Annotated in this window: 14 protein-coding genes; 12 read left to right on the forward strand and 2 right to left on the reverse strand. The window is 38.8% G+C overall.

The window, feature by feature from the left end; genetic code table 11:
• Positions 1–49: 49 nt before the first annotated feature.
• The 3 genes from BG04_RS21900 to BG04_RS21910 are packed head-to-tail and all read left to right on the forward strand — an operon-like array spanning position 50 to position 2,402.
• Entirely contained in the window at positions 50–985 is a 936-nt protein-coding gene (locus BG04_RS21900) for an ABC transporter ATP-binding protein (protein ID WP_016763926.1), read from the forward strand.
• Positions 960–1,667, forward strand: coding sequence for an ABC transporter permease (locus tag BG04_RS21905; protein WP_034652567.1), 708 nt, complete (start codon positions 960–962; stop codon positions 1,665–1,667). The genes BG04_RS21900 and BG04_RS21905 overlap by 26 nt, the downstream gene beginning before the upstream one ends.
• A complete protein-coding gene (locus tag BG04_RS21910; RefSeq protein ID WP_034652565.1) occupies positions 1,668–2,402 on the forward strand; it encodes an ABC transporter permease in 735 nt (244 codons plus the stop codon).
• A gap of 31 nt (positions 2,403–2,433) precedes the next feature.
• Here BG04_RS21910 and BG04_RS21915 read toward each other — a convergent pair whose 3' ends face one another.
• Positions 2,434–3,273, reverse strand: a complete 840-nt coding sequence (locus tag BG04_RS21915) for a YitT family protein (RefSeq protein ID WP_034652562.1) — start codon at positions 3,271–3,273, stop codon at positions 2,434–2,436.
• Between the two features lie 247 nt (positions 3,274–3,520).
• On the opposite strand from BG04_RS21915, the gene BG04_RS21920 reads away from it, so the two are divergent.
• The 9 genes from BG04_RS21920 (at position 3,521) to BG04_RS21955 (ending at position 12,629) form a co-directional block, all read left to right on the forward strand.
• Positions 3,521–3,874, forward strand: a complete 354-nt coding sequence (locus BG04_RS21920) for a YolD-like family protein (protein WP_034652559.1) — start codon at positions 3,521–3,523, stop codon at positions 3,872–3,874.
• Between the two features lie 122 nt (positions 3,875–3,996).
• Positions 3,997–4,137 carry a hypothetical protein gene (locus BG04_RS31110; protein WP_013056833.1) on the forward strand — a complete coding sequence of 47 codons (141 nt, stop codon included), beginning with the start codon at positions 3,997–3,999 and terminating at the stop codon, positions 4,135–4,137.
• Between the two features lie 381 nt (positions 4,138–4,518).
• The gene (locus BG04_RS21925) at positions 4,519–5,271 is read left to right on the forward strand and encodes a DeoR/GlpR family DNA-binding transcription regulator (RefSeq protein ID WP_013056834.1); all 753 of its coding nucleotides are present in this window, start codon (positions 4,519–4,521) and stop codon (positions 5,269–5,271) included.
• Positions 5,268–6,182 (forward strand): 1-phosphofructokinase, encoded by a 915-nt coding sequence (gene pfkB / locus BG04_RS21930; protein WP_034652556.1) that lies wholly within the window; start codon positions 5,268–5,270, stop codon positions 6,180–6,182. The genes BG04_RS21925 and pfkB overlap by 4 nt, the downstream gene beginning before the upstream one ends.
• Positions 6,183–6,194: 12 nt before the next feature.
• Positions 6,195–8,066, forward strand: coding sequence for a PTS fructose transporter subunit IIABC (locus tag BG04_RS21935; RefSeq protein ID WP_034652554.1), 1,872 nt, complete (start codon positions 6,195–6,197; stop codon positions 8,064–8,066).
• Between the two features lie 195 nt (positions 8,067–8,261).
• Positions 8,262–9,644, forward strand: coding sequence for an aspartate kinase (locus tag BG04_RS21940; RefSeq protein ID WP_013082960.1), 1,383 nt, complete (start codon positions 8,262–8,264; stop codon positions 9,642–9,644).
• Between the two features lie 116 nt (positions 9,645–9,760).
• Positions 9,761–10,246 carry a YusW family protein gene (locus BG04_RS21945; protein WP_016763933.1) on the forward strand — a complete coding sequence of 162 codons (486 nt, stop codon included), beginning with the start codon at positions 9,761–9,763 and terminating at the stop codon, positions 10,244–10,246.
• Positions 10,247–10,434: 188 nt separating this feature from the next.
• Complete coding sequence (locus BG04_RS21950) at positions 10,435–11,025, forward strand: superoxide dismutase family protein (protein ID WP_034652553.1); 591 nt, start codon at positions 10,435–10,437, stop codon at positions 11,023–11,025.
• A gap of 116 nt (positions 11,026–11,141) precedes the next feature.
• Positions 11,142–12,629, forward strand: coding sequence for an FAD-dependent oxidoreductase (locus BG04_RS21955; protein WP_034652551.1), 1,488 nt, complete (start codon positions 11,142–11,144; stop codon positions 12,627–12,629).
• A 75-nt stretch (positions 12,630–12,704) separates the two neighbouring features.
• Here the strand turns inward: BG04_RS21955 and BG04_RS21960 are convergent, their stop codons facing one another.
• Positions 12,705–13,937, reverse strand: coding sequence for a helix-turn-helix domain-containing protein (locus BG04_RS21960; RefSeq protein WP_025752150.1), 1,233 nt, complete (start codon positions 13,935–13,937; stop codon positions 12,705–12,707).
• Positions 13,938–14,114 lie beyond the last annotated feature (177 nt).

Genomic DNA, 14,114 nt, shown 5'->3' on the forward strand with positions numbered 1-14,114 from the left:
TTCCTTCCTCTTAACTTTAGCTGTTTATAGTAAAGGAGAGGTGATAAAAGTGGAAATTGTTAAAACGATTCAGCTGATAAAAGTATTTAAAGGAGCAGAAGCTGTAAATGAAGTGAATTTATCCATTAAAGAAGGAGAAATCTACGGGTTTTTAGGACCCAATGGAGCAGGGAAGACGACAACGATCCGAATGCTGCTCGGGCTAATGAAGCCAACGAGCGGGGAAATTGAGCTGTTTGGAGAAAGAATAAAAAATCACAGGCAGCATATTCAAGCCTTAAAAAAGATAGGTTCACTTGTAGAGAGCCCTTCCTATTATGCGCATTTAACTGCGAGAGAAAATCTAGAGGTACTTCGCAAAATACTAGGTGTATCTAAAAACAGAGTGGATGAAGTACTAAATATTGTAAAATTAACAAAAGAAGCAAATCGTCCAGTCAAAGGCTTTTCTCTTGGGATGAAACAGCGGCTTGGCATTGCTTCTGCACTCCTCGGAAATCCTCGTTTATTAATCTTAGACGAACCAACCAACGGACTGGATCCTGCAGGAATTCAAGAAATTCGTTCATTAATTAAAGAAATGCCAGGGAAAAACGGAGTTACCGTATTGATTTCAAGTCATTTACTCTATGAAATCGACCATCTAGCGACTCAAGTAGGTATTATTACAAAAGGAAAGATGCTATTTAATGGATCGATTGAATCGCTTCGCAAAAAGGCTAAGCATCAAGTGGCATTTACAACGGGAGAGATAGAAAAGGCTAAAACAATACTATTAGCAAATGGGTTTGTACCTACTATCGATAAACACAGTCTTCTTTTAGATTATATTGATCATGAGCAAGTGGCCCATCTTGTTTATCAGCTTGTGCAAGAAAATGTCTCAATCTACCGAGTTGAAGAAAAATCGAAATCATTAGAAGATATCTTTTTAAAGCTGACGAGTGAGGAGAATGGATATGTTCACAAAAATACTGCAGGCTGAGTGTATAAAGTTAAAAAGAAAATGGCTCCGGTTTTTACTATTTTTAGGTCCAGCGGGTGTAATTGGCTTAACGCTAGTTGATTATAGCGTTCGATATGAATATTTAATTCAGCAAAACCCGAACGTGTGGGAAGGTCTTTTGCATGAACTAAACATCACGCTTCCAATAGCTTTTTTACTGGGAGGAACGATTCTTGCTTCAAATGTAGCACATATTGAATATCATAGAAGCTCATGGAAGCAGTTGCTGAGCTTACCTGTGAGCAGACTGAGTGTTTATACAGCAAAATTTGTAGTAGTTATGTTTATGCTACTTATCGCTTCTGCTGTTCTATTAATCGGTATAATTGGGCTAGGGTGGTGGTTAGGATTTGGTCTGCCTCCTTCTTGGAAAACTCTTTTTGTTTATACCTTTTATCCGTTTTTTTCGGCTATTCCGTTTGTGGCTATTCAAATATGGCTATCTATGCTTTTTAAAAATCAAAGCCGTTCTCTGGCACTAGGTATTGTGATGAGTGGGACAATGAGTGGTATGAGAGAATTGCCGAGCTGGTTTTTCTGGCAATGGCCAATGCTAGTGTTTTCCGATTATCGGAATACGTATATGATAACAGGTGTAATTATCGGCGTTTTTTTATATGCTGCAGGTGCTCTTCACTTTATCAAAAAGGATGTGGCCTAAATGTTGTGGCAATTATGCAAGATAGAATGGTTTAAATTGTTTAAAACAAAAGCCTGGACTTACCTTTTTGTTAGTCCCATTCTTATTGCTGCTATCCTTTTTGTAGGTGATCAGGCAATGCCAAACGGGAGGATGAAATGGTTAATGGCAGATGCTTTGATTGCCAATGTTCACGGCTTACTGTTTTATCCGTTAATTGGCGGGTTAGTAACATCGTTCATCTGTCGGTATGAACACGAAGCCGGAGGGTGGAAGCAATTACTATCTCTTCCTGTGACAAGAACATCCGTATACGGAGCAAAATTGATCACATCAGCAGCTTTCATGGGAATTCTTCAAGTGCTTGTATTTGTTGTTTTATTAGGAGTTGGCATGTTGAAAGGCTATCCGAATGCTATTCCACTAAAAATGATAGCTGGAAATATGCTAGGCGGCTGGGTTGCAGTGTTGCCAATTCTAGCGTTTATGCTAGCTGTGTCAATGGCACTTTCTAGCTTTGGAGCATCTTTAACAGTCAATGTCATTTTAACACTACCGAATTTATTCGTTGCTAATTCTGAACGATTTGGTCCCTGGTACCCATGGACTCAGCCAATGTATGGAATGTTAGGTGTAACGGGAAAAGCATCATGGGGGTTGATGCTGACTACACAGAACTTCCTAGCAGTTGTTATAAGCAGCTTTCTGCTTTTTGGAGCAGCAGGTTTACTGTATTTTCAGCGCAAACATATATAATAGAAAAAACCCGCTTTTTTATAGCGGGTTTTCAGCCGGCTTTTGGAATGGTAAAACCTACTCCAAAGACGTCGCGCACATCGTGTACGACCACAAAAGCTTGTTCGTCGACTTTATGAATAATACGCTTTAATTCTAGCAGTTCTTGTTTGTTCACAACTACGTACAATACGTCTTTTGCTTCTTTTGTATAGCTTCCATGAGCAGAAAAGACAGTGACGCCGCGTTGCATCTTTTTATTGACTTGTTCGGCTACTTCAGCTGAACGGTGTGAAATAATAGTGATTGCTTTGCGAGGGTTGAGTCCTTCAATGATATAATCAAGCACCTTCGTTCCGATGTAAAGAGAAATAACCGTATACATCGTCTTTTCTCCACCGATGACAAAATAAGCGCTTGCTACAACTAATAAATCAATTGCCAGCATCGTTTTGCTAATATTCCAGTCTAGATATTGATTAGCTAAGCGGGCAATAACTGCAGAGCCTCCGGAAGTTCCGCCACCTCTAAACACAAGTCCGAGTCCTACACCAGCTAAAATACCAGCAAAAATAGCTCCCAGTAGCGTATCGTCAAGAGGATTTCCCAGTCCTTCAGTTATATGTAGGAATAGAGATGTAAAAATAATACATATAATTGTGTAAGCAATCACACGTTTGTGAAGCAATTTGTATCCGATCAGTACCAGCAAACCGTTTAATATAAAGTTTGTGATACCCGGAGACCAGCCTAATACATAATAGGTAATCATTGTTACACCGGTTACGCCGCCTTCTGCTAATTCATTTGGAATAGCAAAGTAATTAATGGCCAGTGCGAAAATGAGGCTCCCTAGAATAATGAGGATAATTTCTTTTATTTTATTAATCATGAACGTTACCTCCAATCATCAAAAGCTCCGAAAACACAGTCATGACAATGTATTATACCAACTCTAGAGACCGAATTAAAGATGGGATATCATTATTTTTTTAAAATCAGTTTCTGCTATTAACATAAAATCTTTTGACAGTTTTTATGGAGTATGAAAGAATGAATTGTTTGCTTTTATTTTGATTAAAAAGTTTTGCAATGAGAATGTTCGTTCGGTAAAATAGAAGCAAGAGTCAAGGGGGAGAATGAACGTGTATCAAGATGAATTAAAACAGTATGCGAAGTTAGTAATGCCCGAGCATTTAGAGAAAATGAAGAAAATGTACAGTCCCGATGCGCATAAGCAGCCTTTAGGGTTGAGAAAAGAAAAGATTGAGCATATTGAAAATGTCATTATGAACAGTTACTCGGAGCATCATCCAGTAACACTTCACGTCTATGAAGCAGGACATATTCAAAGGTATGAACGAGTGACGATTGATAAAGTCTCGCTGCAGTCGAATACGCTGATGGTTACAGGCCCTTGTTATACATATTCGATTCGAGCGGATGCAGTAATTGAAGCAGATGTATGGAAAGATGAAAGCTACTCTAGCTAAGAGTAGCTTTTTTGTTCGTTTTGTATCTTTTTTTTAACGCATGCATACAATACATAAAAGTATATTCTGCGAGTAGCAACTTCTAGCTACTAGGAAATTTTAATTAAAGAAGGGATTATTGTATGCAAAATGAAAAAACCCAAGTAAGAGAAATCGAATTAACGCAGTTCATTAAAAAAAGACTCGTTCGTTTTATCTCAAGTTTAGCTATTTCTTCTGCCCTTGCTTCCATATTATATATGCTTCTGTTTTTATTTAAATGATGGGTCACTTTGAGTTGTCCAAAAAGGTGGACAACTTTTTTGGTGTGTAAGCTTTTATGAAATCAGGACAAGCTATGCGTGATTCAGTCAGAAAAATTCAATCGGTCAAGAAATAGTCAAAAACAGTCATAGCTAATTGGGTAGAAGAAAACCTTTACATATAATGAGAAAAGTAGACAAATTCTTGAATTACCAGCTTATTTCCTTTTGTATAAACTATCATTAAAACAAATGCAAAACTAATTATTCATTCAAAAAACTTTATTTTGTAATTAAAAAAATGAATGTTTTTGATTTTTTATGATTGATTTTGAATGTAAACCGTGATAAAGTAAGTACATGAAATAAATGAAAACGCTTTTTTGAAAAAGGAGCTAGAACATGTTAACGCCGGAGAGACATCAACTAATCTTAAAACTTTTAAAAGAGAAAGAACTTGTAAAAGTGCAAGAGTTTATCGAAGTTACAGGCGCTTCGGAATCCACAATTAGAAGAGACTTAAGTCAACTAGAAGAAGAGCAAATGCTCAAACGTGTTCACGGTGGCGCTTCGCTTATTCGCAGTAAACGAATTGAACTGAGCGTTATCGAAAAATCTGCTAAAAATGTTCAAGATAAACGAAACATTGCAGAGTATGCGGCTTCCATTATAAATGAAGGTGACTGTATTTTTTTAGATGCAGGAACTACAACGTATGAAATGATTCCTTTTTTAAAGCAAAAAGATGTAGTTGTCGTGACAAATGGTTTAATGCATTTAAACCCGATGCTAGAACAAGGTATCACCCTCTATTTAATTGGAGGATCCGTTAAACATAAAACGGGCGCTTTAATTGGCAATGGAGCTCTTTTAAGTCTTGAGCAATATCGTTTTGATAAGTGCTTTATGGGAGCGAATGGGATTCATCATCAATATGGATATACAACTCCCGATCCAGAAGAAGCATTAATCAAGCAAACGGCAATGAAGCTGTCTAGAGAATCTTATATTTTATCAGATTCTACTAAGTTTTTTGAAACAAGTTTTGCGAAAATAGCCGATTTACATGAAGCAAAAATTATAACAAATGACGTACCTAGCGATGTACTTATACAGTATGCAAACAAAACAGACATAAAGGTTGTGAAATCATGATTTATACATGTACGTTGAACCCATCCGTTGATTACGTAGTACATGTTTCAGCATTCGAAGAAGGCGGGCTTAACCGCACAACGAATGAAGCCAAGTTTCCAGGAGGAAAAGGCATTAACGTCTCTCGCGTTTTAAAGCGATTAGGTGTTGATAATAAAGCTCTCGGTTTTGTAGCCGGCTTTACAGGAACCTATATTGAAGACTACTTAAAAGCGGAGAATATCGAAACAGCTTTTACAAGAGTTGATGGAGATACCCGCATTAACGTAAAGTTAAAAACGGAAAAAGAAACAGAAATTAACGGTCAAGGACCTGCTATTACAGACGAAGCGCTTCAGTCTTTATTGACTCAAGTAAAGCAAATGACTGAAGGCGATATCTTCGTATTAGCAGGGAGTATACCGAAAACGCTTCCAAGTTCCGTGTATGAAACATTAACTGAACTAGCTGCAGCGAACGGAGTAAAAGTTGTAGTAGATGCAAGTGGAAAAACCTTGCTAGACGTCGTGTTTCACAAGCCGTTTTTTATCAAACCGAATCATCATGAACTTGCAGAATTGTTTGATGTAGAAGTAAACAGTGCAGAAGATGCGCTAGTATATGGTAAAAAACTCGTGGAACAAGGAGCGCAAAACGTCGTTGTATCCATGGCAGGCGATGGAGCACTTCTTATTAACGAAAGCGGTGTCTACAGTGCCACAGTCCCTAAAGGAACAGTGAAAAATTCTGTTGGAGCTGGCGATTCACTTGTAGCTGGATTTATTGCTTCTTATGTAAAGCAAGGGGATTTATTAGAAGCCTTTCAAACAGGAGTTGCTTCAGGAAGTGCCACAGCATTCTCACTTGAATTATGTACAGCAGAAGATGTAAAGACGCTTCGTGAACAAGTGTCAATCACAAAGGTAGAGTAGGGGGAACCGAGAATGAGAATTACAGAACTATTAAAAAAAGATACAATCATTCTTGATTTAAAAAGCACGTCAAAAGCTGATGTTATTGATGAGTTAGTTGGAAAATTAGACGAAGCTGGTCGCTTAAGCGACCGAGCTGGCTATAAAGAAGCAATTTTAAACCGTGAATCTCAAAGTACAACGGGAATTGGGGAAGGCATCGCCATTCCGCATGCGAAAACAAGCTCGGTAAAAACGCCGGCCATTGCATTTGGACGCTCAACAGAAGGTATCGATTATGAATCATTAGACGGACAGCCTGCACATCTATTCTTTATGATTGCAGCGAGTGAAGGCGCAAATAACGCTCACTTAGAAACACTATCTCGTTTGTCTACGTTATTAATGGACGAATCGTTCCGAAAAACGTTGCTAACGGCATTATCGATTGATGAAGTTATTAAAGCAATTGATGATAAAGAAACTGAAAATGAAGCGCCGGAAGAAGAAGTGGATACGGCTTCAGATCAATTAGTGCTTGCTGTAACGGCTTGTCCAACAGGAATTGCCCACACATATATGGCAGCGGACAGCCTAAAAGCAAAAGCGAAAGATATGAACGTGACGCTCAAAGTTGAAACAAACGGTTCCAGCGGGGTTAAAAACGCGTTGACGAAGGAAGAAATTGAAAACGCTACCGCTATTATCGTTGCAGCGGACAAGCAAGTAGAAATGGAACGTTTTGCAGGTAAAAAAGTTATTCAAGTTCCAGTAGCTGAAGGAATTCGCAAGCCTGAAGAATTAATTAACCGCGCGTTAAAAGGAGATGCTCCTATATACAGCGGCGGCGGTGGCAGCAAAGAAGGCGGAGAAAGTAAAGGATCAGAGCGTACAGGGTTTTACAAACACCTAATGAGCGGTGTATCAGCAATGCTTCCGTTTGTTGTAGGGGGCGGGATCTTAATTGCTATTTCATTCATGTTTGGCATTCACTCAGCAGAACCGAAAGATCCGACGTACAATGCATTTGCAGCGGCGCTAAAAACAATTGGCGGAGATAATGCATTCTTTTTACTAGTACCGGTACTAGCAGGGTTCATTGCAATGAGTATTGCTGATCGTCCTGGTTTAGCTCCTGGTATGGTTGCAGGTCTTTTAGCAGCTTCTGGTGGAGGCGGTTTCTTAGGTGGTTTAATCGCTGGTTTCTTAGCGGGTTATGTAGTAGTGGGATTAAAGAAATTATTCAGCGGTTTACCGCAAGCGCTTGATGGAATTAAGCCAGTTCTTCTTTATCCGCTATTTGGGATTTTTATCTCAGGATTGATTATGCTTTATGTTGTAAACGAGCCAGTTAGTGCAATTAACAAAGGATTAACGCACTGGTTAAGTGGATTTGGTACAGGTAACTTAGTATTATTAGGTATTATCTTAGGCGGTATGATGGCAATTGATATGGGTGGCCCTATTAATAAAGCAGCCTTTACATTTGGTATTGCAATGATTGATGCTGGAAACTATGCACCACACGCAGCGATTATGGCAGGCGGTATGGTTCCACCATTAGGTATGGCTATTGCGACAACTTTGTTCAAAAACAAATTTACTCGCCAAGAGCGCGAAACAGGTAAAACGTGTTATGTAATGGGTCTGTCATTTATTACAGAAGGTGCGATTCCATTCGCAGCAGCTGACCCAGGCCGTGTTATTCCCGCATCGGTTATCGGTGCTGCAGTAGCAGGTGCTTTAACAATGATGTTCCACATCGGTTTACCAGCACCACACGGCGGTGTATTCGTTATCGGAATTGTACAAGGAAATCCTCTTTTATATGCACTAGCAATTTTAATTGGTGCAATTGTAACGGCGGTTCTTGTAGGGGTATTAAAAAAGCCAAAAGCAGAATAACAAATAAAGACTGATTTTACATGATGTAAAATCAGTCTTTTTGTGTTTTTCTGGTAGACATTTGTTCTCTATGAGAGTACAATTACGGTAGTATTCCTTTAATTTTTAGAAAAGTTAGATAGATGAGCTTTTCTACTTGATAAAATATGGTACAATAATCGAATATTAAAAACAAAGTAAGGAAGTGTCTCACACATGAAGGTTGCGAAGTTTGGCGGGAGTTCAGTTGCAAGCGCAGAGAAATTTAAACAGGTTGCGCATATTGTAACGTCTGATAAAGAGAGAAAGCTGGTAGTCGTATCAGCTCCGGGTAAGCGATACGGAGAAGATACAAAAATGACAGATTTGCTAATCGCACTTTCTGCCAAAATACAGCTTGGAGAAGATTACGTAGACGAGTTTGGGCAAGTAATTGATCGCTATCGTGAAATCGTTGTGGACTTGTCTATGCCAGAAACGATTATTACTGACATTATTACGAATTTACAATCACTTATTGATTTACATAAAAACGATCCATTTCGCTTATTAGACTGCCTAAAAGCAAGTGGAGAAGATAATAACGCAAAGGTAATGGCTGCTTATTTAAACCATTTAGGTTTTGAAGCTCATTATGTAAATCCAAAAGAAGCAGGTATTTTTGTTTCTGATGAACCCGGAAGAGCAAGAGTGCTTCCACTGTCTTATGAAAAATTACCGCAGCTAAGAGAGCGTTCGGGCATTTTGGTGATTCCAGGATTCTTTGGCTATTCTGAAGAAGGGAACATGGTTACGTTCTCGCGCGGTGGATCAGATATCACAGGCTCAATTGTAGCAGCGGGAGTAAAAGCTGATTTGTATGAAAACTTTACCGACGTAGATGCTATTTATAGCGTAGATCCAAGACTTGTGGAAAAGCCTCATGAAATGAAAGAAGTAACATACAGAGAAATGCGTGAACTATCCTATGCAGGTTTTTCTGTCTTCCATGATGAAGCGCTGGAGCCGGTTTATAAACTAGGCATTCCTGTATGTGTAAAGAATACAAATAATCCTGAAGCAAAGGGGACATTCATTGTAGCTGAGCGTCCTCACGGAGATACGCCGGTGGTCGGAATCGCTGGGGACAAAGGTTTTTGCAATATCCACGTGAGCAAATACTTATTAAACCGTGAAATTGGTTTTGGCAGAAGATTGCTTGAAATTTTAGAGGATGAAGGTATTTCATACGAACATACCCCTTCAGGAATTGATAATATCTCTGTCATCATGCGCGAGCATCAGCTTACGCCAGATGTTGAAAAGCGCGTATTTGCTCGAATTGAAAAAGAACTTGAGGTAGATGAAATCTTTATTGAACGTGATCTTGCTATGGTTATGGTAGTAGGAGAAGGAATGAATAGCACAGTAGGAATTGCTGCAAAAGCTACAGAAGCTTTTGCTCGTGCTGAAGTGAATCTTGAAATGATCAACCAAGGTTCTTCTGAGGTGAGCATGATGTTTGGTGTGAAAGCAGATGCTTTAGACCGTGCCGTTCAAGCTCTTTACAATACGTATTTTAACAGCATGTACAGTATTTCTTATTCGAATGTAAAATAAACAAGACGAAAAACCCCCCTTTCTTTTTAGAGAGCGGGGTTTTCTAGTGAAGGCGTATAAAAATCAAATTTGTGGACATAAAGGGAAGGAAGAGTGAAGTCAAAGGAGGAAATACAGTGAAGAAACGACCCTTTTTCATATTCTTTTCCCTTATAAGTATTAGCGTACTTTCAGCATGCCACAATGATGATGCAGCACCAGCAAAAGAAGCTCAAAATAAACAAGGCGTGACGAATGGCGGAACGCCGATGAGCTATGATAATCAAAGCGAAAACACATCTTTTAACTTTTCAAAATTTGATTTAGAAGTAGATTATAAGGGGCTCAACAATGATTATGAAGCCGACTACGAAAATGAAAATGATGAGATAGAAGCCAAAGTGGATGATAATATTAACGATGAGCACTTGAACGGAGATAAAGCTTTTAATAAATTATCTTCAAAATTTAAAAAGTTAAATTTTGATCAGCGCACGCCCGATGAAGATGTAAAAAAGGAAGTAATCGATGCGTTTGGTCTAAAAAAAGATTTTCAGTCGTTTGAATTAGAAGTTCGTTTTTCAAACGGAACGGAAAAAGAATACAACTTTAAACAGAAGTAAGACGTTAAAGTAAAGTATTTTAGTTGAAGGAAAATCCGAACGATGAATCGAGGTTCTTCATTAAGAATCCAACTCGTTCCGATTTTTTCATTGGCAAGGTGAACGTATGTCTCAATCTTATTTTTGATGTCTAAAAAAAGGAAAATAGTGAAAGGATGGTGATAAATAAGAAAAAGGAGGAATCACGGATGCAAAAGTTGATAATGAACGGATGCGTAGTCTTTGTGCTGTTATTGTTAGGAGCATGCAGCATGGTAAAAGAGCAAAATAACGCTCATGAAAACCACCTGAAAATAGAGGAAGCGAAAGAAACAAGCGAAGTATCAGTAGAACCTGTTAAAGTGGATTTAACAAATACATCGGGCAAAAAAGTAGGAGAGGCTACCCTGTCAGAAGCAAAGAACGGCGTGCACATTAAATTAACTGCTCAAGGTCTTTCACCGGGGAGACATGGATTTCATATTCATGAAATAGGAAAATGTGAGGTGCCGGATTTTAAAACAGCGGGTGCCCATTTTAATCCTTTTAAACGTGAACACGGCCTTAAAAATACAAAAGGCCCGCATGCAGGTGATTTGCCCAATCTAGAAGTTGCTCCAAATGGCAAAGTAGATACAGAAATTTTTGCTTCTCTTGTCACGCTGCAAGAAGGAAAGCCGAATTCTCTTTTGGATATGGATGGATCGGCATTAGTGATACATGATAAAGTCGACGACTACACAACGGATCCTTCAGGAAACTCAGGAGATCGGATTGTTTGTGGAGTGATTATAAAATAAGCCAAAAAGCTGTGAGATCATTCACGGCTTTTTTATTTCAGTAACGAGCCGCTTCTAAATTGCGGTGAGCTTCTTTTTTTTGCACAATAGAAGAAAGAGCTAAAGAAGGTGAAAACATGCATAAGCAAGTTGTCGTAATAGGCGGAGGAATAGGTGGGTTAACAGCGGGAGCGCTTTTAGCTAAACATGACTATGAAGTGACGGTTTTAGAAGCTTCTCGAGAATGGGGAGGCTGTGCAGGGAAATTTCAGCGTCATTTGTATACGTTTCCTGTTGGGGCGACGCTTGGAATGGGATTTGAGCACGGAGGGATACATGAGCGAATCGGCACGTACCTTGGCCTAGAAATTGAAAAGGTTTCTCTTGAGAAAATCATGAAAGTTCATCTTCCTCATCGTACACTGATTTATTATCAAGACCGGTATCAGCATATTTCCTATCTCCAAAAACAATTTCCTCATAAAGCAAAAAATATTAGGAGTTTTTATGAAAATGTTTTTAGAATTGCAAAAGAAATTCGCAAGCTTATGCAGTCTCTGCCGGTTCTTCCTCCTCTAACAGTCGGTGAGTGGAGCAGGCTGGTAAGTTCGTTGAATGTTGGTTCTGTGAAGCTGTTGCCTTATTTTCATCAATCGTTTAGTTATTTACTAAAAAAACACAGCTTGTTAGACGAAGCGGACTTTCTTCATTTTGCTGATGGTCAATTAATAGACAGCATGCAGACAACGAGTGAGAACTGTTCAATGCTTATTGGATGTTTAGCGTTAGATATTTATCACGAAGGTGCTTTTTATGTAAAAGGTGGCTTATACAAAGTCGCAGAAGCGCTGCAAAAATCGATTAAAGTCAACGGAGGAAAAACGATTCTAGGAAGGAAAGTAGTAAAGATAGAGCGTGATAATGACGGGTGGATCGTGCATGATCATAGAGGTAATCGTTACTGGGCATCAGACATTGTATGCAACGCGCCGGTTCAAAGCTTAAAGTCTTTGCTGCATGATGAAGATTACCAACATATTCATAAGCGAGCAAAAGAAAAAAGCGAGCTTTCGCAGTGGGGAACGTTTTCGATGTATTTTGCGATTGATGAAAGAGATCTGCCGCAAAAGGTAGAGTTGTTTCATCAAGTACTTCAATCCGAACAAGGGGAAATGACGGAAGGAAATCATTTATTTCTCTCAGTCTCTCATCCTGATGATCGTTTTCGAGCGCCTGAAGGCAAGCGTACAATTACAGCGTCTACTCACATTGATCTTAGCAAGTGGAGTAACAAAGAAGCCTATGACCTTCAAAAACAAGTTCTTGAGAAAAAAATGGTAGCAGGCATTAAAACCATTATTCCTGGCATTGAAAAAGCAGAGCATCAAATTTCGGGAGCTCCTAAAGCATGGGAAAGGTTCACCTCTCGCCCAAACGGGGGAGTGGGAGGCTTTCCGCAAACTTTAGATCATGCCTTGTTCAACAGCATTTCGCATCGATCTGGCTTACAAGGACTGTGGTTATGTGGAGATACAGTGTTTCCGGGAGCGGGAACTATAGGCGTATCGGTAAGCGGCTATCATGTGTTTCAAAGTATAACGTCTCATCGCCATACGTTACCTTAACATTTCTTACATACAAACTACTATTGTTCATACTATTAAAAAAACACCGGCCCTATTACCATAGGGCCGGTGTTTTCAGGAGAGGAACAGCTTCCACCACTTCCGTTTTCGCTTCATATCAGCAGCGGCGGTTTGTCTAAAGGTTTGGACAAAATCACTAAACATCTCTTCGCGTTCAGCTACGCTTTGACGATGGAGCTTACGCTCTTTCTCCATTTCTTTTAAATAATAGACTCGTTCCTCGTTCATTGAATCAATTAAATCACGAAGCTCTTCTGTCGTATTGGTTGAAGAATTGTTTAATTTTTCAACCATAAATTTTACTTGATTCATCGCAACGGTGGAATTACTGGAGAATCGATCTAATAAATACTGCATTTCTTTAGAGGATTCATCCGCATTCTCCATGACATCTTTCATGAAAAGGCGCATATCCTCGGTTTTCTCTTCAGCGATTGTTGAATAATCTTCAATCAAAGAAGTGACTTCATCAAACGATTTTTCGTTAGAACGGATAATTTTTTTAGACATATTTTCTACATCTCTTGCGCTGCGTTCTGAAGACTCAGAGATATATGCCCCAACCGACTCCACCATTTCTACAGTTTGGGTAGCGCTTTTTTCAAGCTCTCTTTTTACTTCTCCGACAATTTCTTCGCGAACTTCATTTCGCATACCTTCTCGCATTTCTTTTAACAAATCAGCTTTAAATGTATCAAGCACTTCAAACACATCTTCATAGCGGCGAACAGCTTCTACTAATTCCCCTTGAAGCAGTTCTTTTTCATTCACAACAAGGTCGTTTGGTTTTGGCTCTTCAATAGAAGCAGAAATAGCCTGCTTTTCTTCTTCAGTAGCCAATCGTGCTTCAGGTATAGGAGGGGTCTTCTCTTGCTTATTTTCTGAAATGCTTTCCTGCTTTTCAGCAGCTTTTTTCTTTTCTTGCTTCATTTGTTTATTGGAATGTTCTTGAAAATCAATGACGTTTTCTTTTTTAGCAGTTTTCAACTGTGCCGGTTCTTCTTCTTTTGAAACCGCTGCCTCAGATTCCATCACTAAATGCTCCTGTTCTTCTTGTTCTTTTATCAGCAGCTGAACGTATTCTTTGACTTCATCTAACGTACATTGTTCATCAAACAGCTGTTTAATATCATTAAATAATTCAATTTGTTCCTCTGTATAAACACGGGCACCATCTACTCGTTCAATTGTTAAATAGCTGCCCAATAATTTTTCCCATTGTTTTAGCGTTTTCTTTTCTACCTCTAATTGATCACTTACTTTTTTAATTGTATATGTCTCCATCATTTTTCATTTCCTCCCTTATCTATTTTCATCCAACTATGTAATGGATTATTTGTTGTATGTTGTATTCACCATATCTTCACTTGTTTTCCTGCTAGGTGACAAAGGTTGTCAAAACTAGACGACATTAGCCTTCTATGTAAAGAAAACGCATATTTTGTAAAAAAATGTACATAAATG

The organism is Priestia megaterium NBRC 15308 = ATCC 14581 (assembly GCF_000832985.1).
Lineage (GTDB): Bacteria > Bacillota > Bacilli > Bacillales > Bacillaceae_H > Priestia > Priestia megaterium.

Bases quoted from the DNA above. Each gene is read 5' to 3' on its own strand.
- BG04_RS21905 (WP_034652567.1), top strand. From the start codon at position 960: ATGTTCACAAAAATACTGCAGGCTGAGTGTATAAAGTTAAAAAGAAAA.
- BG04_RS21910 (WP_034652565.1), top strand. From the start codon at position 1,668: ATGTTGTGGCAATTATGCAAGATAGAATGGTTTAAATTGTTTAAAACA.
- BG04_RS21915 (WP_034652562.1), bottom strand. From the start codon at position 3,273: ATGATTAATAAAATAAAAGAAATTATCCTCATTATTCTAGGGAGCCTC.
- BG04_RS21920 (WP_034652559.1), top strand. From the start codon at position 3,521: ATGAACGTGTATCAAGATGAATTAAAACAGTATGCGAAGTTAGTAATG.
- BG04_RS31110 (WP_013056833.1), top strand. From the start codon at position 3,997: ATGCAAAATGAAAAAACCCAAGTAAGAGAAATCGAATTAACGCAGTTC.
- BG04_RS21925 (WP_013056834.1), top strand. From the start codon at position 4,519: ATGTTAACGCCGGAGAGACATCAACTAATCTTAAAACTTTTAAAAGAG.
- pfkB (WP_034652556.1), top strand. From the start codon at position 5,268: ATGATTTATACATGTACGTTGAACCCATCCGTTGATTACGTAGTACAT.
- BG04_RS21935 (WP_034652554.1), top strand. From the start codon at position 6,195: ATGAGAATTACAGAACTATTAAAAAAAGATACAATCATTCTTGATTTA.
- BG04_RS21940 (WP_013082960.1), top strand. From the start codon at position 8,262: ATGAAGGTTGCGAAGTTTGGCGGGAGTTCAGTTGCAAGCGCAGAGAAA.
- BG04_RS21950 (WP_034652553.1), top strand. From the start codon at position 10,435: ATGCAAAAGTTGATAATGAACGGATGCGTAGTCTTTGTGCTGTTATTG.
- BG04_RS21955 (WP_034652551.1), top strand. From the start codon at position 11,142: ATGCATAAGCAAGTTGTCGTAATAGGCGGAGGAATAGGTGGGTTAACA.
- BG04_RS21960 (WP_025752150.1), bottom strand. From the start codon at position 13,937: ATGATGGAGACATATACAATTAAAAAAGTAAGTGATCAATTAGAGGTA.